Below are 24,571 nucleotides of genomic sequence, written 5' to 3'. Positions count from 1 at the left end.
TGGGTGGGGGGGGGGGGGGGGGGGGGGGCCCCCCCCCCCCCCCCCGCCGCTAACGACTGGGCGACCCCCGCCGGGGGGGAGAGCGGGGGTCGCCGGGCGGTCCGGCTCCGGGGGGGTAGAGCCGGCCCGCTTTCCCAAGAAAGTCTCGGGGGAGTTCGGGCTAAGCCGTACGCAAGTTCGCTCTATAGGAGAGGCAAACTCACTGACTCCAGTCTAGGCAGATACAACATATGCTGCCCGATCGTTCAGAGTTCCGTCGAGGCGCAAACTCGTCCGACAGGTGACGATTTTTCTCACCTGGTTGGGACGATCCGCTCGACGTGTGACGGTGCGGTGCCGCAAGGCGCCGTGCCGCCCCTCGACAGGGCACCCGAACCCCCGCACAAGGAGTGCATCGGGACGGGAGTGGGAGCGTACAGGAGAACTAAAGATCTTTCCGGCCGCACCGCCGGATCGACTGTTCACAATGGAAATAATCACGGTGAGTGATCAATTTCGGAACCGTCTCTGAGTTCCGGTTAGTCCGAAATAGGGGCGTCCATCCCAAGTTGGCCTCATGTGACACCCGCGTCCCCGCCGGCACCGCTCTCCCCGGCCCTGCGAGTTTCCCGAAGAGGGGCTTGTCAACTGGGCAAATGAGGCGTACACAGGTCCTACGGACCACGTGTCCGCGCACGGCAGCCGGGCACCCACGCGCGACCAGCCGCGGGAGGCGCGTCGAGACGGGCTTGACCCGGTCCGACGGATATGAGGTGCACGCTTGGTAACCCGGTGTGACGTGCTTGGCGGCGGCGTCCCCTAGAGGGGCGCCGTTCGCTTTGCGAGTAAGGCGTTAGTCGCGGACGTCCAGCCCTAGTGCGGTTGCCAGGACGACCGCCTGAAACGGATCGATCACCGCGCGCCGAAGTTCGACGGTGAAGGGGTCTATCGCCGAGATGTCGCTTCCGCGTAGATCGCAGCCGGAAAAGTCCGCCTTGTGCACCACCGAACCCGACAAGTCGACGTCACGAAACTCGGCACCGGCGCACCTCGCACCAGTGAGATCGGTCTCACGCATGCGCACCTCTGTGAACGACGCACGGCGCAGGTCTGCTCCTGGGAGACCCGTGAATGACCAGTCGCCGCCCTTCACCTTCAACAGGTCATAGGTGCATCCATCGAACATGCTGCCGACGAGCTTGCATCCCGTGAAGGTGGTGTCGAAGAATCCGCAGCGGACGAACGTGCAGTTCACGAACGCGGCGTCGGTGTGGGTGGACGCGTTGAACCGCGCACCGCGGAACGTGCAGTCGGTGAACACGGCGCCGACGCCGCTGGCCTCGGTCATGTCGGCATCCACGAAGAGGACGTTGGCGTGGTTCTCGCCGGTCAGGTCCCGGGAGTCCCAGTCCGCTGACGAGATGGTGGTGTCGGTGGGAGCCGCGGGTCGTCCGTACATGCGCTCGGCCATAGGCCAAGCATGGACCACCCCACCGACAGCGTCAGCCGCGCATGAACGCTTCGCAGATGGCCTGCGAGTCCCGGGCCGCGGCGGCCACGGCGGCGGAGCAGTGTCCGATCCACTGGGCGACACCTTCGGGGGTGCCGGACGAGTAGGCGCGGAGTGCGTCGGCGTAGTCGGACGCGAGTTCCAGGTGCCCGACCTCTGGCGCGACTAGCGATTTGGGGTCGAGTCCGCGGGCCACGAGGGTGAGTCGCTGGGCGGCGCGGGCGACGACCCCGTCTCCCCAGCCGAACGGTCGCAGAGTCAGCAGTTCGCCGTGCACGATAGCCGCTACCACCAGGGCCGGCGCTTTGGTTGTCTCGGTCAGCAGGCCGCTGAGTGCGTCCAGGCGAAGGGCCACCTCGGACGGCGACGGCGCGGCACCTAGGCCCGACGCGTCGTTGACAAATCCGTCGGTTGAGCGCGGGCGTCCTAGATCGGCGCTTTCGACTGCGTCCGCTGCAGCCAGGACGTGGAGCCGGGCGAGGGCCTGCCGGGGCGCCTTCCGCCATGTCTCCGTCAGAGTTCCCAGTTCGGCCGACACACGGAGAGACCCCTGGACGACGGGATCGGACGGGTTCTCAGTGGTGCGGAGTTCGTCCAATGTGACGGTGGCCCCATCAAGGACGGCCGAAGCTCGGGCACCACGCAACGCGGACTCGGTGGAAACCTCCGCACTGCGGCGCCGCAAGATGCGGTGGCCTAGCAGCCGGTCTACGGCGGAACGCGCGTCGTCTACCGCACCGGCGACGCCGGGCAGATTCGCTACATCAGCAAGGGCATCGGTCACGGCCCGACCTTATGCGGCTACCAGTAGCGCCTATGCCCAGCCCCCGATGCACACAGCGATTCTCTGACCGCAGACTGGGAAGGGCTGGTGTGTTGGGTGTCACACGACACCATCCGGATCCACGACATCCAAGAACGCGGCCTTGTGGGACCGAGGACCTTCCTGGTGAAGTGGGGATACCGGGCGACCCCCAGCTTCAGCTAGCAAGGAGTTTCGCGTTGAGCCAGAGCCAAGAGACACTGTCGAACCTTCTGCAGGAGACGCGCCGCTTCTCCCCGCCCGCAGAGCTCGCCGCGTCGGCCAATGTCAAGGCCGAGGCGTACGAGCAGGCGGCCGAGGACCGCCTGGGGTTCTGGGCGGAGCAGGCGGATCGGCTGTCCTGGACGAAGCGCTGGGACGACGTCCTCGACTGGAGCAATCCCCCGTTCGCGAAGTGGTTCGTGGGCGGCGAGCTGAACGTCGCCTACAACTGCGTCGACCGCCATGTGGAGGCCGGTCGTGGAGCCAAGGTCGCGTTCCATTGGGAAGGCGAACCGGGCGACAGCCGTACCCTCACCTACGCCGACCTCCAGCGCGAGGTGAACAGGGCAGCCAACGCCCTACTGGAACTGGGCGTCCGCAAGGGCGACCGGGTCGCGATCTACCTGCCGATGATTCCCGAGCTGCCGATCTCGATGCTGGCGTGCGCGCGCATCGGCGCTACCCATTCGGTCGTGTTCGGCGGGTTCTCGGCGGAGGCGCTGCGGACCCGCATCGACGACGCGCAGGCCAAGCTGGTCATCACGGCGGACGGCGGGTTCCGCCGCGGTAAGCCGTCCGACCTGAAGGGCATCGTCGACGAGGCCGTCGCGCAGACGCCGACGATCGAGAACGTGCTCGTGGTGCGCCGCACTGGGGAGCAGGTCGCCGAGAACGAGCGCGACCTGTGGTGGCATGACGTCGTCGAACGGCAGAGTGAGCAGCACACTGCCGAGCCCATGGACTCGGAGCACCCGCTGTACATTCTGTACACGTCCGGTACGACGGGTAAGCCGAAGGGCATCCTGCACACCACTGGCGGGTACCTGACGCAGTGCGCGTACACGCATTACGCGGTTTTCGACCTGAAGCCGGAGACGGACGTCTACTGGTGTTCGGCCGACATCGGCTGGGTGACCGGTCACTCGTACATCGTGTACGGGCCGCTCGCCAACGGCGCGACCAGCGTCATCTACGAGGGAACCCCCGACACCCCCAATCAGGGCCGCTGGTGGGACGTCATCCAGAAGTACAAGGTGACCATCTTCTACACCGCGCCTACAGCGATCCGTACTTTTATGAAGTGGGGCGACGACATCCCTGCGCGGTACGACCTGTCGTCCCTGCGCGTCCTGGGGTCGGTGGGTGAGCCGATCAACCCGGAGGCGTACGTCTGGTACCGCAAGCACATCGGCGCCGACCGGACCCCGGTCGTCGACACGTGGTGGCAGACGGAGACCGGCGCCATCATGATCAGCCCGCTGCCAGGGGTGACGCACGGGAAGCCGGGCGCGGCGATGCGCCCGCTGCCCGGCATCGCCGCGGACGTGGTGGACGACCAGGGCCAGTCCGTGCCGGACGGCGGCGGCGGGTTCATGGTGGTCAGGGAGCCGTGGCCGAGCATGCTCCGGACGATCTGGGGCGACGACGAGCGCTACGTCAAGACGTACTGGTCGCGTTTCGAGGGCCTGTACTTCGCAGGCGACGGCGCGAAGAAGGACGCGGACGGCGACATGTGGCTGCTCGGCCGCGTGGACGACGTCATGCTCGTGTCCGGCCACAACATCTCCACGACGGAGGTGGAGTCGGCGCTGGTCTCGCACCCGAAGGTCGCCGAGTCGGCGGTCGTCGGCGCGACGGACCCGGTCACCGGGCAGGCCATCGTCGCGTTCGTCATCCCGCGCGGGGACGCCGGCGGGGACGTGGAGGGCGAGGAGTTCCTGCGGGAGCTGCGCGACCACGTGTCCAAGGTGCTCGGCCCGATCGCCAAGCCCCGGCAGATCATGATGGTGCCGGAGCTGCCGAAGACCCGCTCCGGCAAGATCATGCGGCGGCTGCTGCGGGACGTCGCCGAGAACCGCAGCATCGGCGACGTGACGACGCTCGCCGACAGCACGGTCATGGACCTGATCTCGGAGAAGCTTCCGAGCGCCAAGTCCGAGGACTGACCACCCGCAAGGACGACCCGCAAGGACCCGCAAGGACCCGCAAGGACCCGCGAGGACGGCTCGCGACACGGCCCGCGCCCGGTGCATGCCATCGGGCGCGGGCCGTCGCATGACCGTTGTGCACCCGCCCGCAGGCGCAGCGGCGGTGATCGTGCAGGTAAGGTCGTTCGTGGTGCGCCGGGAAGTCTGGTCGGCAGCGTCGCGGCCCGTTGTGTAGCGGGCCGGGGCCAGTCCAGACGTTCGCCACCTTCCCGGGGGTTTTCCATGGCGCGCCCAACCGTGCGGCGTCGCGTTGCTGCGACGTGGCCGTTCCGTCCCACCGTCCGCTACGGGACGCAGGTCGCAGTGGCCTTGCGGACGGAGACGATCGGCGGCGTGGTCATGCTGCTCGCGGCGGTCGCCGCGCTGGTGTGGGCCAACACGCCGTGGGCGGACGCCTACAAGAGCCTGCAGACTTTCGAGATCAGCCCCCACTGGCTGCACATCGGGCACATGGACGTGCAGCATTGGGCGTCCAGCGGGTTGCTCGCCGTGTTCTTCTTCATCGCCGGCCTAGAGCTGCGTGAGGAATTGACCCACGGAGAGCTGCGCAATCCAAGGGACGCGGCACTGCCCGTTCTCGCCGCCGTGGCCGGCGTGGCCGTGCCGGCACTGATTTTCCTGGCGGTGAGCGTGGGCGAACCAGGGGCGTCCAGCGGATGGGCTGTTCCAACGGCGACGGACATCGCGTTCGCGCTCGCCGTGCTCGCCGTGACGTTCACGGCATGCCCAGCGCCTCTGCGCGCTTTCCTGCTGACCCTGGCCGTGGTGGACGACCTCATCGCCATCACCATCATCGCGTTGTTCTACACCCACGAGATGCATTGGACGCCGCTCGGCCTCGGAGCGGTTCTGATCGGCGCGTACGGGTGGCTGCAGCACAGGAGCGTCCGATCGCCGTGGGTGTACGTGCCTCTAGCTGTCCTCGCCTGGTACTGCCTGCAGCGGAGTGGTGTGCACGCCACCGTCGCCGGTGTCGCCCTGGGAATGCTCACCAGCCCGAAGGAAACACCGGACGGACGGCCGACGAACGCGGAACGCGCCGACCATGCGCTGCGTCCGTTCTCGGCAGGAGTGTGCGTGCCGGTTTTCGCGTTCGTGTCGGCGGGCGTAGGGCTCGGCGCGTCTCAACTCGGTGCGGTGTTCACCGACCGGGTGGCCCTCGGTGTGGTCGCCGGTCTGGTGATCGGTAAGTTCGTGGGCGTCTTCGGTGGGGCCTGGGCGGCCGTCCGGCTCGGCTGGGCGAGCCTCAGCGAGGATCTGCACTGGCATGAGATCGCCGGGGTCGCTTTGCTCGCCGGGGTGGGTTTCACCGTTTCGCTGCTGATCGGCGGTTTGGCCTATACCGACCCGTCACAATTCGAGAGAGTGACGACTGCGGTCCTGATCGCGAGCGTTCTCGCCTCGGCGGCCGCGGCCGTCGTCTTCCGGAGAAGGGTGCGTCTGCGCGCGCGCCGGGACTGAAGGGGAATTTTCTATATGTCCGAGGCACTACCGGGCGATCGCGTCGAGGACAAATCGCTCGGCGATCTGGCCACGCTGGCGTTGAGCGAGATGTCGGACATCATCAGGCTGGAGATGGAGCTCGCCAGGGTCGAGCTGAAGGCCGACGCCAAGAAGGCGGCCGTCAGCAGTGTGATGTTCACCATCGCCGCGGTCATGGGCGGGATCGTCGTCATCCTGCTGTCTATCTCGTTCGCGTACGGGCTGATCGGACTTGGTCTCTGGCGCTGGCTGGCATTCCTCATCGTCGCCGTCGTGTACGTGCTGCTCGCGGGGGCGCTGATGCTGATCGCCAAACGGTTCATCAAGAAGATCGAAGGGGCGAAGCGGACCCGCAAGTCGCTGAAGAGCGACCTGTCGAAGCTGCGCCGCCGCGGCGATTCCGACACGCCAGAGCTGACGGGCTGACCGATCGCCATGTCCGGGCACGACGCGTCCCTGGTCGAGGTCGACGGACCGTGGACCCACCGGCAGATCAGCGCCGGCGGGACGCGGTTCCACGTCGCCGAGGCCGGTGACGGGCCGCTCGTCCTGCTTCTGCACGGTTTCCCCGAGTTCTGGTGGTCATGGCACAACCAGCTGGTGTCGCTGCCGGCGGCCGGTTACCGCGCCGCCGCGGTGGACCTGCGCGGCTACGGCGGGAGCGACAAGCCGCCGCGCGGCTACGACCTGGTGACGCTCGCCGGGGACGCCGCAGGTCTCGTCCGGGCACTCGGTGAGGCGAACGCGATCGTCGTCGGGCACGACTGGGGCGGGCTCCTAGCCTGGACGATGGGCGTCTACCACCCGAAGGTCGTCCAGCGGCTGGCGGTGGTGAGCGCGCCGCACCCGCTGCGGCTGCGGCAGGCGATCGCCGGTGACCCGCGCGGGCAGGGCTGGGCGACACGCCACACGTTCGGTTTCCAGTTGCCGGTGTGGCCTGAACGGCGCCTAGTGCGGGACGACGCAGCACTGGTCGGGAAGCTACTGCACGACTGGTCAGGCCCGGGTTGGCCGGACGAACGCACTGAGCGCCTTGTCCGGAGAGCAGTACAGATTCCTGGGGCGGCGCATAGCGCGCTGGAGTATCACCGTTGGCTCATCCGTTCACAGGCCCGCCCGGACGGAATCCGCTACGCGCACCGCATGCGCGCACCCATCCACGTACCGACGCTCCAATTGCACGGTGCGCTCGACACGTGCACTCTCCCCGGCAGCGCCCAGGGTTCCGGCCGCTACGTGACGGCCCCTTACCGCTGGAAGCTCATCGACGGCGCCGGTCATTTCCCACACGAGGAACGTCCCCGCACGTTCGACACCCAGCTTCTCGGCTGGCTCGCCGATCCCGAACCCGAGCTATGACCACCCGAACCCGAGCTATGACCGCCCGAACCTGAGCTATGACCGCCCGAACCCGAGCTTTGACCGTCCGCCGGTAGGGCGCGTGTGGGACGGGCGTAGCGTGGAGGGATGCGGGATCGGGACGAGGCCGGACGGCCACGCAACGCACGTCCACGCGACGCCTTCGGACGGCCGCTACCCCATGACGCGACCGGCATACCCACGATGCCGGACGACATCGACCTGCCGCCCACCGAAGCCTTGGTAGAAGCGCAACGCCTCCTGGACGCCGACCGTCCGTTCCATGCCCACGAGGTACTCGAAGCAGTCTGGAAGGCCGCACCTGAACCCGAACGGGAACTGTGGAGAGGTCTCGCGCAGGTCGCCGTAGGAATAACCCATCTCCGCCGCGGAAACACGCGCGGTGCTGACGCGCTCCTAAGCCGCGCAGCCGAACGTCTCGTCCCGTATGAGGTTGACCCTCCGCACGGCATCGACGTCCAAGGAGTCGTTCAGCGGGCACGCCATCTGGCCGGGCATCCCCAGGAGGGCCCGATAACCGTTCAACTGGTGAGTTAGTCGGAGCAGCGTTCCGTCGACACCGGTGTCGTCGCGTTGGCGCTCGCGCGCACGTCCGGGGCGACCTCTTCCGCGGTCAGCGCGTAGCCGGTGGACGGCGAGTCCAGTGCGGCGGCGAAGATGACGCCGTAGACGCGGCCGTCCGTGGACAGCAGCGGGCCGCCCGAGTTGCCCGGCTCGACCTTGCCGCGGATGGCGTAGATCTCGCGGGTGACCTGGCCGGAGTGGTAGATGTCCGGGCCCCGCGCCGTCTGCCGGGCGCGGATCCGGGCGGCGCCCGGCGTGAACGGCTGGTTCTTCGGGAACCCGGCGATGATCGCGCTGTCGCGGACGCGGGCCTCCCCGGCGAACTTCAGCGCCGGCGCGTCCAGCCCCGGCACGTACAGGACGGCGACGTCGCGCTTCGGGTCGTACAGGACGACCCGTCCGCGCGCGGTCTCGCCGTTCACGGTCGCCACGCCGGACGTCCCGCGCGCGCCCGCGACGACGTGCGCGTTCGTCATGACGTGCTTCGGCGCGAACACGAAGCCGGTGCCCTCGATCCGCCGCTGGCACTGCGGCGCCGTGCTGACGATCTTCACGATGCTGTCGCGGGCGGCGCGCAGCCCCTTGGTGTTCAGCACGGACTCGTCCGGCGGCGGCACCTGCACCACCGACTCGCCGCCGAGCCCGTTGAAGACCTGCGGGAACTCGCTGCTCTTCACGAAGCCCTGGAAGGAGGTGAACCAGGTCTGCGCCTGCGGCGGCATCACGTCGTTGATGCCGTTGATGATGGACGAGCCCTTGACCTGCGTCCGGACGGGCTGGAACTCGGAGTTGGCGACCAGGCTCCCGAAGAACCAGGCGACGATGAGGAGCGACAGGGCGCTGACGAAGGTGCCGCCGACCGCGTCCACGGTGCGGGCGTTCAGGCCGGTCACCCGGTTGCGCAGGACGGCGCCGAGCGAGGACGCGACCAGCTGTCCCATGGTCGCGGCCAGGAACGCGATCACGATCGCGAGGAGCGCCTGCTGCGCGGCGCCGTCCACCGCGGCCTCGGCGATCGGCGGCGCGATCAGCACCCCGGCGACGCCGCCGCCGACGAAGCCGACGAAGCTCAGCAGGCTCACGATGAAGCCCTGCCGGTAGCCCGAGACTCCGAACAGCACGACGAGCACGAGCAGGATGACGTCGAGAACGTGGTCGTGCAGCACCGCTTCACCGTATAGTGCCGCACCGCTGCTTAACGTCCCCTCGATGTACCAGATTGGGGTCCACGGGGTAGCCGTCCGGTGTGACGTATATGCCCCGCTGTCGTCGGCCGGAATGACAACAGCGGCCTGACCTGCGACGGCGGATGTTCAGTCGCGGGATGCGAGGTTCAGGGTCTCTGGCGGCAGGTCTTCGACGTGGTTCGCGTCCCACGGACGGTTCCAGCCGCCCGCGTCCAGGACGCGGATGAGCAGCGCCGCCGTGAACCCCCACACGAGCATGCCGCGGACGCGGAACGCGGGCCCCATCCTGAGCCCGGACGGATGCCGGATCATCAGCCGGTTCGCCGGGTCGACCAGCTCCGCGATCGGGACGCGCGCGACCGTCGCGACCTCGCCGGGATGGCCGGGCGCGATGTCCGACGGCTCCCGCCACCAGCCGGCGACGGGCGTGACGCGATGCCTGCTGTGCGCCAGGTACAGCTCGGGGAGCGTGCAGACGACGTCCACGCCGGACGGTTCGACGCCCGCCTCCTCCCACGCCTCGCGCAGCGCCGCCGCGACCGCGCCGCCGTCGTCGGAGCCGATGCGGTCGTCGGGGTCGATGCGTCCGCCGGGGAACGCGGGCTGCCCGGCGTGGCTGTTGAGCGTGGGCGCGCGCTCGGTGAGCAGCACGTCAGGGCCGTCCGGACCCTCGCCGAAGAGGATCAGGACGGCGGCGGCACGCGCGTCCGGCACGGGCCGGAACATCGGCGGCACCGTCATCCGCGGCCCCTCGGAGCAGAAGCGCTGGAGCCAGGGCGGGCCGGTGGGGGCGATGTCGGTCACGTCCGTCCCAACTCCGGAACGCTCGTGATCCTTCCCACAGCGCGGGCGAGGGTCATGAGAAGGGGCCGGGTTTGACGAGCTTGCGCGCGGTGTCCTCGTCGGTGGGTCCTTCGCCGAACGACGGGCACAACTGGGCGAGCGGGCACGCCCCACAGGCTGGACGGCGGGCATGGCAGATACGGCGGCCGTGCCAGATGAGCCTGTGGGAGAGCATCGTCCAGTCCTTGCGCGGGATGAGCGTGCCTATCTCCTGCTCAACCTTCACTGGGTCGTCTTCGTTCGTCCATGCGAAACGGCGGGCCAGACGGCCGAAGTGAGTGTCGACGGTGATTCCCGGCACGTCGAACGCGTTGCCTAGGACGACGTTGGCCGTCTTACGTCCCACCCCAGGGAGAGTGACCAGGTCTGCAAGGTTCCCTGGGACCTCGCCTCCGAACTGGTCCCGCAGTGCGGCGGACAGGCCCATGACCGACTTGGTCTTGGCGCGGAAGAACCCGGTGGGTTTCAGGATCTGCTCGACGTCTTCGGGGTTGGCGGCGGCGAGGTCCTCCGGCGTGGGGTACTTGGCGAAAAGGCCCGGCGTGGTCAGGTTCACCCGCACGTCGGTGGTCTGCGCCGACAGGACGGTCGCGACGAGGAGCTGGAACGGCGTCCCGAAGTTCAGCTCGCAGTGCGCGTCCGGGTACGTCTCGGCCAGGACGCGGTTGATCCTGCGCGCCCGCCGCACAAGCCCGAGCCGCGTCTCGTTCTGCCATTTCCGGGCTCGCGGCCTTCTGGACGCCTCCGTCGCCATACCGGCCAGCCTAAAGCCTCAGCGCCCGGCGCTCGGCCGGAGCGGAATCTCGGCGCCCCGTCTCAAAAAGACGATGATGTTCATTTATGTTACGCTCGCCCGCATGATCCTCGACTCCTCCCGGTGGACCGCGACGCTCGCCGGGCGGCGCGTCTTGATCACAGGAGCGGCGCGCGGCATCGGCGCGGCCCTGGCCGTCCGGCTGCACGAGCGCGGCGGCCGGGTGGCGCTCGCCGGCTTGGAGCCCGACCACCTCGCCTCCGTCGCGGCCGACTGCGGCTCCGCCCCCTGGTGGACGTGCGACGTTACCGACCGCGACCGGGTCGCCGAGGTCGTGGACGCCGCCGCGGACGCGCTGGGCGGCGGCCTGGACGTCGTCGTCGCCAACGCGGGAGTGGCCGCGCAGATGCCGATCATCGGCGGGGACCCGTCCGTGCTGGAGCAGAGCCTCCGGGTGAACGTGCTGGGCGTCCACAACACCCTTCGCGCAGCGGGGCCTTACGTCTGCCATGAGCGCGGTTATGCGCTGGCTGTGGCGTCCTTGGCGGCGGCCGTCCACGCGCCTCTGCTGGGTGCCTACAGCGCGTCCAAAGCCGCTGTAGAGGCGCTTGGCAACACGCTAAGAGTCGAGCTGCGGCCATGGGGAGCCAGGGCAGGAGTCGCGTACTTCGCCGAACTCGACACCGATATGACGCGGCGAGGGTTCGACACCGAGGCGGCGCATGCCCTGGTGCATTCAGGACGCGCGAGCAGCCTCGTCTCAGCGGTCACGCCACTGCGCGTAGGGATCGACGCCCTGGAGCGCGGAATCGCCCGGCGTTCCAAGCGGATCGTCGCACCCTGGTGGGTCGGCGGGGTTCTGCCGGTCAGGATGGTCGCGCAACCCGTCGTCGACCGTGTCGTCCAACGAAAGCTGCGCGAAACCCTGGGAATCGCGCAGAACGAGCGGGTGGAACTGACCACGCCACAGCCAGGGCTGACCACGCCACAGCCGGAACGATTGCCCTCGCAGCCGGAGCCTCAACGATGACGGCCGCGCCTAGCGGCACCCCTGGGCCGCGTGCCACGCCCGGCGGAATCCGGGACGTAGGGGTCGTGAACTGGCTCATCTGCCGGGTCGCGGGCCGAGCCACCGGGACGGGCCCGCCGAACCTTTTCCTGACCCTGGCGCGCCGCCGTGGCCTGTTCCGCGGCTGGCTGTGGTTCGCCGGACGGCTCATGCCAGGCGGCACCCTCCCGCGCAGGGAGACGGAACTGGTGATCCTCCGCGTCGCCCACCTGCGCGACTGCCGCTACGAGTTCGACCACCACGTGCGCATCGGCCGCCGTGCGGGCGTCCGGGAACGGGACGTCCAGCGCCTCAAGGAGGGACCGGACGCGGTCGGCTGGAACCCGCGCGAGCGTGCGATCCTCGCCGCCACCGACCAGCTCCACGACCGGCGCGACCTGGACGACGAGACCTGGAAGCGGCTCCGCACCCACCTGTCCGAGGGACAGTGCGTCGAGCTGACCATGCTCGCCGCCCACTACGAGATGCTCGCCACCGTGATCGGCACGCTCCGCGTCCAGCCAGATCACTGACCCAGCTCAGGGCGCGTGAGTATCACCACAGCGTTTCAGCTGCTCAGGACCCCGGAGCGCAGGAGAAGCCGGACGTGTTCGACCACCGGAGGCCCGACCGCGCGCAGCGCCGCCATGTCGCCCGCCGCCACCGCAGGCGTCACCATCGCGCCGACCGCAGACACGACGATCTGGCAGGCGAACCGGGCCGTCTCCCCGGTCGCGCCCATCATCTCGGCGAGAGCCGCCGCCAGATCGTGCTGTATCTCGGAACGCCGCTGGATGGCCTCCGGCCCGGCCGCGTAGACCTCCACAAGGAACAAGCGCGCGTAACCCGGTTCCGACGCCAGCGCCTCCAGATAAGCGGTGAAGGCACGCTCGAACCGTTCCGACGGGTCGCCCCCGCCCTCCACGGCGCCTTCCAGCCGTCGGCGGAGCACTTCGGTCGCCTGGTCGAACGCCGCCATGAAGCAGTCGAGCTTGGACGAGAACAGCCCGTAGAAGCTCTGCCGGGAAACCCTGGCCCGTTTCAGGACGTCCTCGACCGACGTCCCCACGTACCCCTTCTCGGTCATCGCCGCCGCCATCGCCGCGCAGAGACGGTCGCGATGCACCCGCTCCACCTCCGAGCGGGACAGCGCGTGCCGCCCCCGCGGAAGGCGGCGCGGCGAAGCCTGGGACATCCGATCAGATTAGGGCACGACCGCTACCACGCCTGGACGTCCGCTAAAGGGTGATGAGACCGGTGTGATGGCATTCACCCAACGGTCCGTACACTGGGCGAACGGGACCGCGGCGGCCCGGGGAGGACGGAAAGCCAGGTCCTCCGTTTCGGCGCGCCGTGACCCAGCCTTCACGTACGCGGTGGGACGTACGTCACACTAGGCATGTCGGTGTTGGAGGAGGAGAAGCGTGACGGATCGCGACGTGGACGTTCTGAGCAGAGCCCCGCTCTTCGAGGCCCTCGACGAGCAGGGCGCCAAGGCGCTGCGCGCCAACGTGACCGAGGTGCGCCTCGCACGCGGTCAGACGCTGTTCAACGAGGGGGAGACGGGGGACCGGCTGTACGTCGTCCTCGAAGGCAAGATCAAGCTGACCAGGACGGCGCCGGACGGCCGGGAGAACCTGCTGAGCGTGCTCGGCCCGAGCGAGATGTTCGGGGAGCTGTCGCTGTTCGACCCGCGTCCGCGCACCGCGAGCGCCATCGCGGTGACCGAGTGCCGCCTGGCCGGGCTCGGCCACGACGACCTGCGGCCCTGGCTGACCGGGCACCCGGAGGTCGCCGTCCAGCTCCTGCGCGCCCTGGCGCAGCGGCTGCGCAAGACCAACGACGTCATGGCCGACCTGGTGTTCACCGACGTGCCGGGCCGTGTCGCCAAGGCGCTGCTCGACCTGGCCGAGCGGTTCGGCCAGCCGTCCGAGGCCGGGCTGCACGTGCACCACGACCTCACGCAGGAGGAGCTGGCCCAGCTCGTCGGCGCGTCCCGCGAGACCGTCAACAAGGCGCTCGCCGACTTCGCGCAGCGGAACTGGCTGCGCATCGAGGCCCGCGCCGTCGTGATCCTCGACATCGAACGCCTCCGCAAGCGCTCCAAGTGACCACCCGCCCGGCACGCTGAACGCCCGTCCACCTCACCCAACGCCGTGCGAACGCCGACGGGCGCGGAGGCGGGCGCGGGCGTTGCGGCGGGCTGCGCGGGGGTCAGCGGCCGTTCAGGTAGTCGAGCTGGGCCTGGACGGACCATTCCGCCGCGGGCCAGAGGGACTTGTCGACGTCCGCGTAAACCCGCTCGACGACCTCGCGGGCCGTGCGCGCACCCGCGGCGACGGCGGCCTCCACCTGCGCGAGCCGCTCCCGCCGGTGGTCGATGTAGTGGTCGAGGACGGCGATCGGGTCGTCCAGCTTCGGCCCGTGACCGGGGAGGATCGTGGCGGCCTCGACCTCGGTGGAGAACGCGCGGAGCCGGTCGAGCGAGCCGAGATAGTCGCGGAGGCTGCCCTCCAGGACGGTCGTCCCGTACCCGAGGACGGTGTCGCCGGTGAGGACGGCGCCGTCCGCCGGAAGCCAGAACGTGAGCGAGTCGTCGCTGTGGCCGGGCGTCTCCATGATCCGCAGCTCCAGACCGCCCGTCGTGACGACGTCGCCCTCGCCGAGCCCCTCGTCGCCGAGCCGGTGCCGCGGATCGAGCGCCCGCACCTTGACCGACCCCCCGGCCAGCCGCGCGAACTTCCCCGCCCCGGCCGAGTGGTCGGGATGGCCATGCGTGAGCAGGACGAGACCGACGCGGCGTCCCTGCGCCTCGACCGTTTCCAGGACGCGCCGCAGATGCTTGCCGTCCTTCGGCCCGGGGTCGACGACGACGGCCTCGTCGGAGCCGGGCTCGGCGATGATCCAGCTGTTGGTGCCGTCCAGGGTCATGGCGGACGGATTCGGAGCCAGCACGCAGGTAGCCCGTTCAGTGCCCATTCCATCGATCTCCGGCATGTCCCCCATCTTCCCCGAGGCCCGATCCGGGTGACGGACCGGGTTCCAGCCCAGCCGGTCGAGATGCCGCAACGCCGACGTCCCCGCCAGCCGGTACAGGAGCGCCTTGGAGACCGCGTCCCGCCGCCGCCCGCTCACCTCGCCGCCCTGCCCGTCACCGGTAGTGCTGGGCGATGGAGTCCGGGAGGACGAGGTACGCCTCGCCGTCGATGATCTCCGCCGTGGGCTCGTACGCGACGATCTCGCGGGGCGCGGCCAGCGCGTCCGCGACCGTCTCGAACTCGGCGAGCTCGGCGAGCGTCGCGATCGTCGGCGGGAGCATCGTCCATTCGCCCGTGCTCCCGCGCTCGGCGGCCTCCGCCGGACGCACCCAGGACGCCTGGTCCGCCTCGGTGCTGACGTCCCGGGCCCGCTGCCCCTCCGGCATCCCCGCGACGAAGAAGCGCGTGTCGTAGCGTTTCGGCTCGACCTTCGGGGTGATCCAGTGCGCCCAGGGGCGGAGCAGGTCCGCGCGGAGGACGAGACCGCGCCGGTCGAGGAACGCGCCGAACGACTGGGTCCGGTCCAGGAGGGCCTGCCGGTCGGCCTCCCATCCGTCGCCGCGCGTGTCGTCCACGACCGTCTCCGCCGTCGGGCCCGCGAGCAGGACGAGGGTCTCCTCGAACGTCTCCCGGACGGCCGCGCACACCAGCTCGCGCGCCAGCGTCTCGTCGGCGTTGAAGGCCCGTCCCCACTCGGCCGGCGCCGGGCCCGACCAGGCGAGATCCAGGTCCCCGTCGCGCGGGTCGACCCCGCCGCCCGGGAACACGTACGCGCCGGGCGCGAACTCCATGGACCGGACGCGGCGGAGCAGGAACGCCTGCAGCCCGTGCCTCTCATGATCGCGAAGCACGACGACCGTGGCCGCATGACGGGCCGGGACGGGCTCGGCTCTCCCGGCCCGGATGTCCTCGACCCGGCCGCGGAACGACTCCGGCAGCCTGAGCGCGTTCACCGTCGTCCCACCGTCCTCCAGCCCCCTGACCTTCATGGCGGCCAATTCGGACATACCGAACGCCATTCCGTCAACCCCGGACACCGGCGCCCGCCAACGGCGCCGAAGCCAGGGTGCGGCCGCGGCTACGGCTAGGCGATTTCGGCGATCAGTTCGACCTCGACCGGGACGTTGCGCGGCAGGACGGCGACGCCCACGGCGCTGCGGGCGTGCTTGCCCGCGTCCCCGAACACCTCGACCAGCAGATCGCTCGCACCGTTGATCACCTGCGGCTGCCCGTCGAAGTCCGGGGCGCTGGCGACGAAGCCGACGACCTTGACGATCCGCGCGATGCGGGACAGCTCGCCGACCTCGGCCTTGAGCGCCGCGATCGCGTTCAGCGCGCAGATCCGCGCCTGCCGGGCGCCCTCTTCCGGGCTGACCTCGGCACCCACCTTCCCGGTCACGCCCAGCTCGCCCTTGACCAGCGGGATCTGCCCGGCCGTGTAGACGAGCGACCCCGTCCGGGCCGTGGGGACGTACGACGCGACCGGCGGGACGGCCTCCGGCAGCTCCATGCCCAGCTCGCGGATCCGTTCTTCAGGCGTGCTCATGACCATCCCCCTAGGACTGCACTTCGCGCTTGAAGTAGGCCACGAGGTTCTCCGGGTTCGGCCCCGGCAGGACGGTGACGAGCTCCCACCCGTCTTGTCCCCAGTTGTCCAGAATCTGCTTGGTCGCGTGCACCAGCAACGGAACGGTCGCGTACTCCCACTTCTTCATGCGCCTCACACTAGCGATCGGCCCACCCGAACCCCGCCGGAACCCACCCGTTCAACGCACCAGCAGAAGTGCCCCCGGGCCTGGGTCAGGGGTGCTCGGCGCGGATCATGACGCGGCGGAGGAGGTCGGAGAGGGTGCGGCGCTCGTCCGCGCTGAGGGCGGCGAGCAGCCGGTACTCCTCGTGGCCCACGCGGTCCATCGCGCCCAGCCAGGCGGCCCGCCCCTCGTCGGTGAGCTCGACGACGACCCGGCGGCGGTCGGTGGCGGACGGCGTCCGGCGGACGAAGCCGCGGCGTTCCAGCGCGTCCAGCCGTCCGGTGATCGAGTTCGGCGCCATGCCGAGGTCGGCGGCGAGCTGCGAGGGCGCGGCCGAGCCGTGCCGCCCGGCGAGGGCGTGCAGCGTGTCGTACTCGTGCCGCTGCAGGTCGGAGGCCACGAGCGACCGGTCGCGGACGTGCTTCAGGTGCTCCACGAGGTAGACCATCCGGGTGACCGCGCCCTCGATGTCCGGATCAAGGTCGGACAGGATCGGCGTCCACCGCGCGACGTGATCGTCCGTCCGGTCCCGTGCCGTCTCGCCGCCCATGACCAGGATCGTAGCGGCCGACCCGTGCCACTTCGACATCGAATAATTCGTTGACGAATAATTCGACACCGAATTAGATTGACCGGCATGGACCACCGTCCGCCAGCCCCGCCCCACCGCCGATCAGCCGAGCGTCGCTCCGCCCACCACCATTCAATCGACGAGCTTCGCTCCGGCCATCCGCTGCGCGGCCGGGACTTTCGGCTGCTGTTCGGCGCGCGCGTCCTGTCCCTGACCGGCGACGCCGCCGTGCCCGCCGCGCTCGCCCTCGCCGTCCTGCGCGCGACCGGCTCCACGTCCGCGCTCGCCCTGGTGCTCGGCTGCGCGATGGTGCCACGCCTGCTCCTCCTGCCGATCGGCGGCGTCGTTGCGGACCGCCTCAACGCGCGAGGCGTCGCGCTGGGCACCGACCTCGTCAGCTGCGCCGCCCAGCTCTTCGCCGGCATCGAGCTCCTCAGCGGACAGCTCCAGCTCTGGCACCTCGCCATCGCCCAGGCGATCGGCGGCACGGCCTCGGCGTTCCAGACACCGACCATCTCGCCGCTGGTCGCGGGAACCGTCGAGCCGTCCGGCCTCCAGAAGGCGAACTCGCTGCTGGGCGCGACCAACGGCGCCACCCGGCTTGTCGGGCCCGCCCTCGCCGGGACGTTCGTGCTGACCGTCGGCCCCGGCTGGACGTTCGTGCTCGACGCCGCGACCTTCGCCCTCAGCGCTGTGCTGCTCGCGATGACGCGCGTCCGGCACGTCCCGATCCCGGAGCGGCCCGGCGGCGATGGCCGACGGGCAGGCGCGTTCGGACGGCTAGTCGGTGACCTGAAGGAAGGCTGGTCGGAGGTCCGCTCGCGCGACTGGTACTGGACGAGCCTGATCGCACACGCCATGTGGAATGGCGCGTCCGCCGTGCTGCTCACCCTCGGCCCGGCTATCGCGATCGAACGGCTCGGCGGCGAGGAAATGTGGATCGCGACCGTCCAGGTGGGGGCCGTGGGTCTCGTCGTCGGCGCCCTGCTGGCCGCGCGCCTGCGGCCCCGGCGGCCCGTCCTCGTCGCGAATCTCGGCCTCGCCGTCTTCGCCCTGCCCCTCGCCCTGTTCGCCGTCGCCGCGCCCGCCCCGCTGGCCATCGGCGCGTACGGGCTGGCGCTCACCGGGCTGGGCGTCCTCAACCCGTCCTGGGAGACGGTCGTCCAGATGACCATCCCGCCGCACGCGCTGGCCCGGGTGACCTCCTACGACTGGCTGCTCTCCCTGGGCGCCGCACCCCTCGGCTACGCGCTCGCGCCCTGGGCCGCGTCCGTTTGGGGGACGTCCACTCCCCTAATGGTCACGGCCGTTCTGGTAGCCGCGTCATGCCTCGCCACAGCGGCAGTACCCGGCGTCCGAAACCTGTCCATGCCCACTGCAAAACCACCACACCCAGCACCGACGCCACTCCCCAACACCAAGCCCGCCCACTAGCCCCCCGGCAGCCGCGATCAGTCGCCGGGGGACCTCGCTCCTGAGCTACGCACCGCCGCCCGTCTGTGTTTCGTCGCCAGGCTGCGTTTCGTCGCCAGGCTGGGGTTTGCCGCTCGTGATGCCGTGCTGCTCGCCGGACGGCGGCCGTACGGCCTGCGCTTCGTCGCGCGGCTTTGGCTCGTCCAGCCCGATGACCGGCGGGACGTCCTCGGCGGACTGCAGCGCCGACGGCGTCTCCGCCGCCTTCGCCAGCTCCTCCTCGGCCTTGGCCAGGCGCGCCCCGAGGTCGAGCCTGGCCTTCTCGCCCTCGCCGTCACCCTCGCCGGACTTTCCAGGACCGCCCGCGGCGCGCTCGAAGAACCGCAGGATCTCGACCGGCAGCGGCATGACCAGCGTGCTGTTCTTCTCGGCGGAGACCTCCACGACCGTCTGCAGCAGCCGGAGCTGGAGGGCCGCCGGGTCCTGCGACATGATCTCCGCGGCGGCGGCGAGCCGCTTGGACGCCTGGAACTCCCCGTCCGCGGTGATGATGCGGGCGCGGCGCTCGCGCTCAGCCTCGGCCTGCCGGGCCATCGACCGCTTCATGCCCTCCGGCAGCGAGACGTCCTTGATCTCGACCATCTCGATCCGGATGCCCCACGGCCCCTCGGTGATCTCGTCGATGATCGCCCGCAGCCGCGTGTTGATCTTCGCGCGCTCGCCGAGGAGCTCCTGCATGTCCGCCTGGCCGATGACCGACCGCAGCGACGTCTGCGCCACCTGGGAGACCGCGTAGCCGTAGTTCTGGACGTTCACGATCGCCTTCACCGGGTCGATCACCCGGAAGTACACGACGGCGTCGACGCGGACGCTCACGTTGTCCTGGGTGATGCCGTCCTGCCCCGGGACGCCCATCGTGACCGTCTGCCGGCTGACCTTCTGCATCCGTTCGACGATCGGCACGATCGCCGTGATGCCGGGCGCCCGGACCGCGCCGGGGCGCAGCTGCCCGCCCCGCTGCACCTGCCCGAACCGGAACACGATGCCGTGCTCGTACTGCTGGACGATGCGGATCGACGACGCCAGGCCCATCAGCCCGCCGACAAGAACGACGAGCAATATGACAAGGACCACCGCTTCCATCACGGCCACCTTTCTCGCGCGGTGGACGGGGCCGCGGGGAAGCACCTCTGGCCCCGGCAGTTCTGAACTCGTGAGGTTCAGACGGAACCACCCGGAGGACGGTTCACGTTTCCCAGCTAACCGCGCGGGCAGGCCGAATGACAGTGCCCGCGCGAACGATCTTGGACGAACCGTGTCAGGGATCACTTGCATAGGGACGGACGCACTCTGAAGTGTTTGCCGAGTGAACGATATGGTCGATCGGGTGAGCGCGAGAGACACCGACTGGGACGGCGTACGCCTCCACGTGGTCACAGGCAAGGGCGGCACCGGAAAGACGACGGTCGCCGCCGCACTCGCGCTCGCCCTGGCCGCCGGAGGCCGCAAGGTCCTGCTGGTCGAGGTCGAGGGACGGCAGGGCATCGCCCAGCTGTTCGACTGCCCTCCGCTGCCGTACGGGGAGCGCCGCGTCGCCGTCGCACCGGACGGCGGCGACGTCTACGCGCTCGCCATCGACACCGAAGAGGCGCTCATCGAGTACCTCGAAATGTTCTACAACCTCAAGCGCGCCGGGAAGGCGATGACCAAGCTCGGCATCGTCGACTTCGTCACCACCATCGCGCCCGGCCTCCGCGACGTGATCCTCACCGGCAAGACCAGCGAATCGGTGCGTCGCAAGAAGAAGGACGGCTCGTTCATCTACGACGCGGTCGTCATGGACGCCCCGCCCACAGGCCGCATCACGAAATTCCTGAACGTCAACGACGAGGTATCAGGGCTCGCCAAGGTCGGACCAGTGCGCAACCACGCCGACACCGTGATGAAGGTCCTGCGCAGCCCTGAGACGGCCGTGCACTTCGTGACTCTCCTGGAAGAGATGCCCGTCCAGGAAACGATGGACGGGATCCGCGACCTCACCGAAGTCGGGCTGCCCATCGGCGGCGTCGTCATCAACATGGAGCACCAGCCCGTCCTGACCGAGGACGACCTCGCCGCGGCCGCCGCCCGCGCGCTGGACACCGACGAGATCGTCCGGGGCGTGAAGGCCGCCGGCCTGGAACACGACGCCGAGACCATCGCCGCGGAACTCGCCGCCGAGGCCGGCGACCACGCCCGCCGCACCGCGCTCCAGCGCCGCGAGAAGGAACGCCTGGAGTCGATCGACCGCCCCCGCTACACGCTCCCGCTCCTCTCGGACGGCATGGACCTGGCCGGCCTCTACGACCTGGCCGCCGCCCTCCGCACCCAGGGCGCCGCATGACCGGGCGCCGCAAGACTGGACGGCCTGCCCGGAACCACGCCCCCCTCGCGCACTGGCCCCGGACGGAAAAGGCAAACCCTGCGCACTGGCCCCGGACGGAAAAGGCGAACCTTGCGCGCTGGTCCCGGACGGAGAAGGCGAACCGATGAGCCCGACCGGCAAGACCCCGCCCGCCCTCGACGTCGACGCGCTCCTCGACGACCCCCGCACGAAGATCATCGTGTGCTGCGGCTCCGGCGGCGTCGGCAAGACGACGACGGCCGCGGCCCTCGGCGTCCGCGCGGCGGAGCGCGGCCGGGACGTGGTCGTCCTCACCGTGGACCCGGCCCGCCGCCTCGCCCAGTCGATGGGCCTGTCCGAGCTGGACAACAACCCCCGCAAGATCGAGATCGACGGCGACGGCGAGCTGCACGCCATGATGCTCGACATGAAGCGCACCTTTGACGAGATCGTCGAGGCGCACGCCGACCCGGACCGGGCCAAGCAGATCCTCGCCAACCCCTTCTACCAGTCGCTGTCGTCCAGCCTGTCGGGCACGCAGGAGTACATGGCGATGGAGAAGCTCGGCCAGCTGCACCGCTCCGGCGCCTGGGACCTGATCGTCGTGGACACCCCGCCGTCCCGGAACGCGCTCGACTTCCTGGACGCGCCCGAGCGGATGGGCCGCTTCCTCGACGGCCGCTTCATGAAGATCCTCGCCGCCCCCGCCAAGACCGGCGGCCGCTTCGGCGTCAAGGTGATCAGCGCCGGGTTCGGCATGTTCACCGGCGTCATCAACAAGGTCATCGGCGTCCAGCTCCTGCGCGACGTACAGACGTTCGTCGCCGCCTTCGACACGATGTTCGGCGGCTTCCGAGAACGAGCCGAGAAAACCTTCAAACTCCTGCAGACCCCAGGCACCGCGTTCCTAGTCGTCGCGGCCCCAGAGCCAGACGCACTCCGCGAAGCGTCCTACTTCGTCGAACGCCTAGCGGAGGAACGCATGCCGCTCGCAGGGCTGGTGGTCAACCGCGTCCACGAGTCAGCGGCCGACACGCTCTCCGCCGCCCGCAGCCAGGCCGCCGCCGAGACGCTGGAGGAACGCGGCGAGCACACGCTGACCGCGGCGCTGCTCCGCATGCACACCGACCGCATGCAGCTCGCCGCCCGCGAAGAGCGGCTGCGCGACCATTTCGCGTCCACGCACCCGACCGTCCCGGTCACGGCGGTCCCCGCGCAGGCGGAGGACGTCCACGACCTGGACGGCCTGCGCCAGGTAGGCGAAGACCTAGCCGCCCCCACTTCACCCCCGACCGCCGCCGCCTGAGCTGCGGCCACCGAGCGGTTCGCGCTGACCTCTGATCGGCACGACGTCCCACCAGGTGAGGCAACGCCACACCCACTCCAAGGGCCCGTACCGGGCATGACGCAGCCACAAAGTACTGAACGCCAATTCAGCCAGGAACACGCCTATCCCCAAGGCGACGGCCGTCCCATAATCGGACACCTCAACAAAATAATCGACCGCCCAAATAATCAATGTGGCGCCAATATACCCAGTCAACGCCATCCGCCCAACCGGCGCCAACACCCCCAACAAACCCCGAGCCCGCCAGCGCAACAGCAACAAAATCGCGATCACATAAGTCGCCGCCGTCACCACTCCGGCAACCGCCGCGAGCCGCGCCCCCACCCCAGAGCCACTACCAACCTGCCAGACATTCAACACAACAGCACATAGAAAAGCACCCACAAAAACGACAACCAAACGCTTTCGGGCCAGCTCCAGAAACCCCTCGACCCCGCCCCGCTGCACCCCATATCCGAACAGGAACAGCCCCGGGATCAGCAGGCTGCCACCCCCTGCGACCAGCACACCAGCCGCCGTGGCCACACTCCCCAGCGCCAGGACGACCCGTCCCGAAAGAAACGACGCAGGCACCAGCACGACCACACCGACAACAGCATAACTAAGCAGCACTTCATCAGGCTGGAGCACCCGATGCAGAGCACCAAACAGCATCAGAAACCCAAGCCGAGCCAGCATAACCACCCGCGGACGACGACTCCTCTCCCCGACAGCATCCAAGAACAACCCAAAACTAACCCCGAACAGAAACGAGAAGATCGGAAAGAACCTCTGATGCAAGAGAGTCTCATACCCCCAATAAACCGCACCGTCCCCAGCCCCAGCCGCCCCACTACCCTCAACGGCGTTCACAACCGAAATACCAAAGAGGGCAAACCCACGAAGTACGTCCACCTCGACAATACGAGCCACCACGCCGAACCCTCCCTCTCAGAGCCCGAGCCAGCAGACCCACCACATCACGCCCAACCCACCCAGACGACCCACATGGGGATACCTCAGCCACCCAACGGAAACGGACGGCACGACCGCCGAGAACCGCCTCACGCAGACCGCATCACTCCATGCAGCTGCCCTAGGGCAACGTCCCTGACAGCGTCCTCACGAGCCGCCAGCCTGGCCATGGCCTTCAGCCCAAGCCCGGTGGCGCGCGATCAACGCACCCCACCTCGTTGCCCTGGTCCGCGCCGGAGCACGGTTCGAGCGCGGCAAACTGATCGAGCGGGAAGCCATCGACAGCGACGCCAAGTTGGCCTGAGATCTGAGATCAGGCCGGCCGCCGAGAACAAAGAAGGTCAGGTGCAACGCATGATCGCGCGGATATGGCGAGGATGGGCCTCAACAGCGACGGCCGACGACTACCAGCACCACTACGAGTCCGAGGTAGCCGAGCATCTCCAGCAGGTCACCGGCTTCTGCGGTGCCCGCCTGCTTCGCCGCCACGACGAACAAGAGGTGATGTTCACCTCCATCACGTTCTTCACCAGCATGGAGGACGTACGCGCGTTCGCAGGTGAAGACCCAGAGCAGGCCGTCGTCGAAGACACAGCCCGCCGCGCTCTGACCCGATGGGACGAACACGTTACTCACCACGAGGTCACAGCCGACCTCCGACGGTGACCAACCAACCCGATCCACAGGCCTCGACAATTGCTCCGCCGGCACGGCGGTGCGGCGTAGTGCGATGCGGCACAACACGGCCTAGTACGGTGCCGTGCGGCATCGTGCGGCACGGCGCATTGCGGCGGCGTGCGCGGCGTACGGCCGAGCAGTGCGGCACAGTGCAGTGCGGTGCCGCTACTGGCGGCCGTACTAGGAACTCCTGCACGCCGGATGGGAGCGCGCCAAACGCCGTCAGCGGCCTGTGCAGGGTTCCTGAACGGTTGCAGCGCAGCCAGCGCGGCGCGGCACACACAGTGCGGTGCGGCACGGCACGGCGTCGTGCTGGCCAGTGCGGCACGGCGTCGTGCCAGCCTGTGCGGCGCGGTGCAGCGCAGTGCGAGGCGGCACGGCGCAGTGCCGGGCAGTGCGGCGGAGTGCGGCACGGCATGGTGTCGTGCCGGGCAGTGCGGCGCGGTGCAGCACAGTGCGAGGCGGCATAGTGCACCGCGGCACAGCGTGGCGTGGTGCCGAGCAGTGCGGCGGGGTGCGACACAGCGCGAGGCGGCACGGCGCAGTGCCGGGCAGTGCGGCGGAGTGCGGCACGGCATGGTGTCGTGCCGGGCAGTGCGGCGCGGTGCAGCACAGTGCGAGGCGGCATAGTGCACTGCGTGGCATGGTGCCGAGCAGTGCGGCGAGGCGCGGCACA

Annotated in this window: 25 protein-coding genes and 1 pseudogene; 13 read left to right on the top strand and 13 right to left on the bottom strand. The window is 69.4% G+C overall.

What is annotated here, in order from left to right; translation table 11 throughout:
* Positions 1-832: 832 nt before the first annotated feature.
* Together ACH35V_RS17350 and ACH35V_RS17345 are read right to left on the bottom strand one after the other, a co-directional pair.
* On the bottom strand, positions 833-1,450 hold the full coding sequence (locus ACH35V_RS17350) for a pentapeptide repeat-containing protein (RefSeq protein ID WP_395973416.1): 618 nt from the start codon (positions 1,448-1,450) through the stop codon (positions 833-835).
* A 31-nt stretch (positions 1,451-1,481) separates the two neighbouring features.
* Positions 1,482-2,273, bottom strand: a complete 792-nt coding sequence (locus ACH35V_RS17345) for a Fic family protein (protein ID WP_395973414.1) — start codon at positions 2,271-2,273, stop codon at positions 1,482-1,484.
* A 218-nt stretch (positions 2,274-2,491) separates the two neighbouring features.
* Here ACH35V_RS17345 and acs point away from each other — a divergent pair, with 218 nt between their 5' ends.
* From acs to ACH35V_RS17320, 5 genes are all read left to right on the top strand, one after another.
* Positions 2,492-4,459 carry an acetate--CoA ligase gene (gene acs, locus ACH35V_RS17340; protein WP_395973413.1) on the top strand — a complete coding sequence of 656 codons (1,968 nt, stop codon included), beginning with the start codon at positions 2,492-2,494 and terminating at the stop codon, positions 4,457-4,459.
* A gap of 264 nt (positions 4,460-4,723) precedes the next feature.
* Complete coding sequence (gene nhaA, locus ACH35V_RS17335; protein ID WP_395973412.1) at positions 4,724-5,962, top strand: Na+/H+ antiporter NhaA; 1,239 nt, start codon at positions 4,724-4,726, stop codon at positions 5,960-5,962.
* Positions 5,963-5,977: 15 nt separating this feature from the next.
* Positions 5,978-6,409 (top strand): phage holin family protein, encoded by a 432-nt coding sequence (locus ACH35V_RS17330; protein ID WP_131969717.1) that lies wholly within the window; start codon positions 5,978-5,980, stop codon positions 6,407-6,409.
* A 9-nt stretch (positions 6,410-6,418) separates the two neighbouring features.
* Positions 6,419-7,342, top strand: coding sequence for an alpha/beta fold hydrolase (locus ACH35V_RS17325; RefSeq protein ID WP_395973411.1), 924 nt, complete (start codon positions 6,419-6,421; stop codon positions 7,340-7,342).
* A gap of 108 nt (positions 7,343-7,450) precedes the next feature.
* Complete coding sequence (locus ACH35V_RS17320) at positions 7,451-7,900, top strand: DUF309 domain-containing protein (RefSeq protein ID WP_395973410.1); 450 nt, start codon at positions 7,451-7,453, stop codon at positions 7,898-7,900.
* Here ACH35V_RS17320 and ACH35V_RS17315 read toward each other — a convergent pair.
* The 3 genes from ACH35V_RS17315 to nth all read right to left on the bottom strand — a co-directional run bounded on the left by ACH35V_RS17315 (position 7,897) and on the right by nth (position 10,711).
* Positions 7,897-9,093, bottom strand: coding sequence for a MarP family serine protease (locus ACH35V_RS17315; RefSeq protein WP_395973408.1), 1,197 nt, complete (start codon positions 9,091-9,093; stop codon positions 7,897-7,899). The two genes, ACH35V_RS17320 and ACH35V_RS17315, sit on opposite strands and share 4 nt — an antisense overlap.
* 147 nt (positions 9,094-9,240) lie before the next feature.
* Positions 9,241-9,855, bottom strand: a complete 615-nt coding sequence (locus ACH35V_RS17310) for an NUDIX hydrolase (protein WP_395973447.1) — start codon at positions 9,853-9,855, stop codon at positions 9,241-9,243.
* Between the two features lie 115 nt (positions 9,856-9,970).
* Positions 9,971-10,711, bottom strand: coding sequence for an endonuclease III (nth, locus tag ACH35V_RS17305; protein ID WP_395973407.1), 741 nt, complete (start codon positions 10,709-10,711; stop codon positions 9,971-9,973).
* A 103-nt stretch (positions 10,712-10,814) separates the two neighbouring features.
* Here nth and ACH35V_RS17300 point away from each other — a divergent pair, with 103 nt between their 5' ends.
* Together ACH35V_RS17300 and ACH35V_RS17295 are read left to right on the top strand one after the other, a co-directional pair.
* Positions 10,815-11,741: an SDR family NAD(P)-dependent oxidoreductase gene (locus ACH35V_RS17300; RefSeq protein WP_395973406.1), complete on the top strand. Its 927-nt coding sequence runs from the start codon at positions 10,815-10,817 to the stop codon at positions 11,739-11,741.
* Positions 11,742-11,806: 65 nt separating this feature from the next.
* Complete coding sequence (locus ACH35V_RS17295) at positions 11,807-12,292, top strand: carboxymuconolactone decarboxylase family protein (RefSeq protein WP_395973404.1); 486 nt, start codon at positions 11,807-11,809, stop codon at positions 12,290-12,292.
* Between the two features lie 35 nt (positions 12,293-12,327).
* Here the strand turns inward: ACH35V_RS17295 and ACH35V_RS17290 are convergent, their stop codons facing one another.
* Complete coding sequence (locus ACH35V_RS17290; RefSeq protein ID WP_395973402.1) at positions 12,328-12,954, bottom strand: TetR/AcrR family transcriptional regulator; 627 nt, start codon at positions 12,952-12,954, stop codon at positions 12,328-12,330.
* Between the two features lie 229 nt (positions 12,955-13,183).
* Here ACH35V_RS17290 and ACH35V_RS17285 point away from each other — a divergent pair, with 229 nt between their 5' ends.
* Positions 13,184-13,870 (top strand): Crp/Fnr family transcriptional regulator, encoded by a 687-nt coding sequence (locus ACH35V_RS17285; RefSeq protein WP_067483689.1) that lies wholly within the window; start codon positions 13,184-13,186, stop codon positions 13,868-13,870.
* 103 nt (positions 13,871-13,973) lie between these two features.
* Here the strand turns inward: ACH35V_RS17285 and ACH35V_RS17280 are convergent, their stop codons facing one another.
* From ACH35V_RS17280 to ACH35V_RS17260, 5 genes are all read right to left on the bottom strand, one after another.
* Positions 13,974-14,756 (bottom strand): MBL fold metallo-hydrolase, encoded by a 783-nt coding sequence (locus ACH35V_RS17280; protein ID WP_395973445.1) that lies wholly within the window; start codon positions 14,754-14,756, stop codon positions 13,974-13,976.
* 154 nt (positions 14,757-14,910) lie between these two features.
* On the bottom strand, positions 14,911-15,804 hold the full coding sequence (locus ACH35V_RS17275; RefSeq protein ID WP_395973401.1) for an NUDIX hydrolase: 894 nt from the start codon (positions 15,802-15,804) through the stop codon (positions 14,911-14,913).
* 77 nt (positions 15,805-15,881) lie between these two features.
* Positions 15,882-16,343: a RidA family protein gene (locus ACH35V_RS17270; RefSeq protein WP_395973398.1), complete on the bottom strand. Its 462-nt coding sequence runs from the start codon at positions 16,341-16,343 to the stop codon at positions 15,882-15,884.
* 10 nt (positions 16,344-16,353) lie between these two features.
* A complete protein-coding gene (locus ACH35V_RS17265) occupies positions 16,354-16,512 on the bottom strand; it encodes a DUF4177 domain-containing protein (protein WP_021591512.1) in 159 nt (52 codons plus the stop codon).
* 85 nt (positions 16,513-16,597) lie between these two features.
* Positions 16,598-17,098, bottom strand: coding sequence for a MarR family winged helix-turn-helix transcriptional regulator (locus ACH35V_RS17260; RefSeq protein ID WP_395973397.1), 501 nt, complete (start codon positions 17,096-17,098; stop codon positions 16,598-16,600).
* 87 nt (positions 17,099-17,185) lie between these two features.
* Here ACH35V_RS17260 and ACH35V_RS17255 point away from each other — a divergent pair, with 87 nt between their 5' ends.
* On the top strand, positions 17,186-18,553 hold the full coding sequence (locus ACH35V_RS17255; protein WP_395973395.1) for an MFS transporter: 1,368 nt from the start codon (positions 17,186-17,188) through the stop codon (positions 18,551-18,553).
* A gap of 45 nt (positions 18,554-18,598) precedes the next feature.
* On the opposite strand, the gene ACH35V_RS17250 is transcribed toward ACH35V_RS17255, so the two are convergent.
* Entirely contained in the window at positions 18,599-19,675 is a 1,077-nt protein-coding gene (locus ACH35V_RS17250; RefSeq protein WP_395973393.1) for a slipin family protein, read from the bottom strand.
* 244 nt (positions 19,676-19,919) lie between these two features.
* Here ACH35V_RS17250 and ACH35V_RS17245 point away from each other — a divergent pair, with 244 nt between their 5' ends.
* On the top strand, positions 19,920-20,915 hold the full coding sequence (locus ACH35V_RS17245) for an ArsA-related P-loop ATPase (protein ID WP_395973391.1): 996 nt from the start codon (positions 19,920-19,922) through the stop codon (positions 20,913-20,915).
* 145 nt (positions 20,916-21,060) lie between these two features.
* The gene (locus ACH35V_RS17240; RefSeq protein WP_395973389.1) at positions 21,061-22,221 is read left to right on the top strand and encodes an ArsA family ATPase; all 1,161 of its coding nucleotides are present in this window, start codon (positions 21,061-21,063) and stop codon (positions 22,219-22,221) included.
* Here ACH35V_RS17240 and ACH35V_RS17235 read toward each other — a convergent pair.
* Entirely contained in the window at positions 22,198-23,178 is a 981-nt protein-coding gene (locus tag ACH35V_RS17235) for a DUF418 domain-containing protein (protein WP_395973387.1), read from the bottom strand. The genes ACH35V_RS17240 and ACH35V_RS17235 overlap by 24 nt on opposite strands.
* 186 nt (positions 23,179-23,364) lie before the next feature.
* On the opposite strand from ACH35V_RS17235, the pseudogene ACH35V_RS17230 reads away from it, so the two are divergent.
* Positions 23,365-23,521 (top strand): annotated as a pseudogene (locus ACH35V_RS17230) (IS256 family transposase); the annotation flags it as partial.
* Between the two features lie 50 nt (positions 23,522-23,571).
* Positions 23,572-23,883, top strand: a complete 312-nt coding sequence (locus ACH35V_RS17225) for an antibiotic biosynthesis monooxygenase family protein (protein ID WP_395973385.1) — start codon at positions 23,572-23,574, stop codon at positions 23,881-23,883.
* Positions 23,884-24,571: the final 688 nt, after the last annotated feature.

This window comes from Actinomadura sp. 1N219 (assembly GCF_044326405.1).
Lineage (GTDB): Bacteria > Actinomycetota > Actinomycetes > Streptosporangiales > Streptosporangiaceae > Spirillospora.
The sequence above is the reverse complement of the archived record's forward strand: the minus strand, read 5'-3'. Positions and strand labels throughout refer to the sequence as shown.

Coding starts and splice junctions, on each gene's coding strand:
- ACH35V_RS17270 (WP_395973398.1), bottom strand. CDS start 16,343: ATGAGCACGCCTGAAGAACGGATCCGCGAGCTGGGCATGGAGCTGCCG.
- ACH35V_RS17225 (WP_395973385.1), top strand. CDS start 23,572: ATGATCGCGCGGATATGGCGAGGATGGGCCTCAACAGCGACGGCCGAC.
- ACH35V_RS17280 (WP_395973445.1), bottom strand. CDS start 14,756: ATGCCGGAGATCGATGGAATGGGCACTGAACGGGCTACCTGCGTGCTG.
- ACH35V_RS17250 (WP_395973393.1), bottom strand. CDS start 19,675: ATGGAAGCGGTGGTCCTTGTCATATTGCTCGTCGTTCTTGTCGGCGGG.
- ACH35V_RS17240 (WP_395973389.1), top strand. CDS start 21,061: ATGAGCCCGACCGGCAAGACCCCGCCCGCCCTCGACGTCGACGCGCTC.
- ACH35V_RS17290 (WP_395973402.1), bottom strand. CDS start 12,954: ATGTCCCAGGCTTCGCCGCGCCGCCTTCCGCGGGGGCGGCACGCGCTG.
- nhaA (WP_395973412.1), top strand. CDS start 4,724: ATGGCGCGCCCAACCGTGCGGCGTCGCGTTGCTGCGACGTGGCCGTTC.
- ACH35V_RS17265 (WP_021591512.1), bottom strand. CDS start 16,512: ATGAAGAAGTGGGAGTACGCGACCGTTCCGTTGCTGGTGCACGCGACC.
- ACH35V_RS17275 (WP_395973401.1), bottom strand. CDS start 15,804: ATGTCCGAATTGGCCGCCATGAAGGTCAGGGGGCTGGAGGACGGTGGG.
- ACH35V_RS17300 (WP_395973406.1), top strand. CDS start 10,815: ATGATCCTCGACTCCTCCCGGTGGACCGCGACGCTCGCCGGGCGGCGC.
- nth (WP_395973407.1), bottom strand. CDS start 10,711: ATGGCGACGGAGGCGTCCAGAAGGCCGCGAGCCCGGAAATGGCAGAAC.
- ACH35V_RS17330 (WP_131969717.1), top strand. CDS start 5,978: ATGTCCGAGGCACTACCGGGCGATCGCGTCGAGGACAAATCGCTCGGC.
- ACH35V_RS17320 (WP_395973410.1), top strand. CDS start 7,451: ATGCGGGATCGGGACGAGGCCGGACGGCCACGCAACGCACGTCCACGC.
- ACH35V_RS17325 (WP_395973411.1), top strand. CDS start 6,419: ATGTCCGGGCACGACGCGTCCCTGGTCGAGGTCGACGGACCGTGGACC.
- ACH35V_RS17310 (WP_395973447.1), bottom strand. CDS start 9,855: ATGACGGTGCCGCCGATGTTCCGGCCCGTGCCGGACGCGCGTGCCGCC.
- ACH35V_RS17255 (WP_395973395.1), top strand. CDS start 17,186: ATGGACCACCGTCCGCCAGCCCCGCCCCACCGCCGATCAGCCGAGCGT.
- ACH35V_RS17260 (WP_395973397.1), bottom strand. CDS start 17,098: ATGGGCGGCGAGACGGCACGGGACCGGACGGACGATCACGTCGCGCGG.
- ACH35V_RS17350 (WP_395973416.1), bottom strand. CDS start 1,450: ATGGCCGAGCGCATGTACGGACGACCCGCGGCTCCCACCGACACCACC.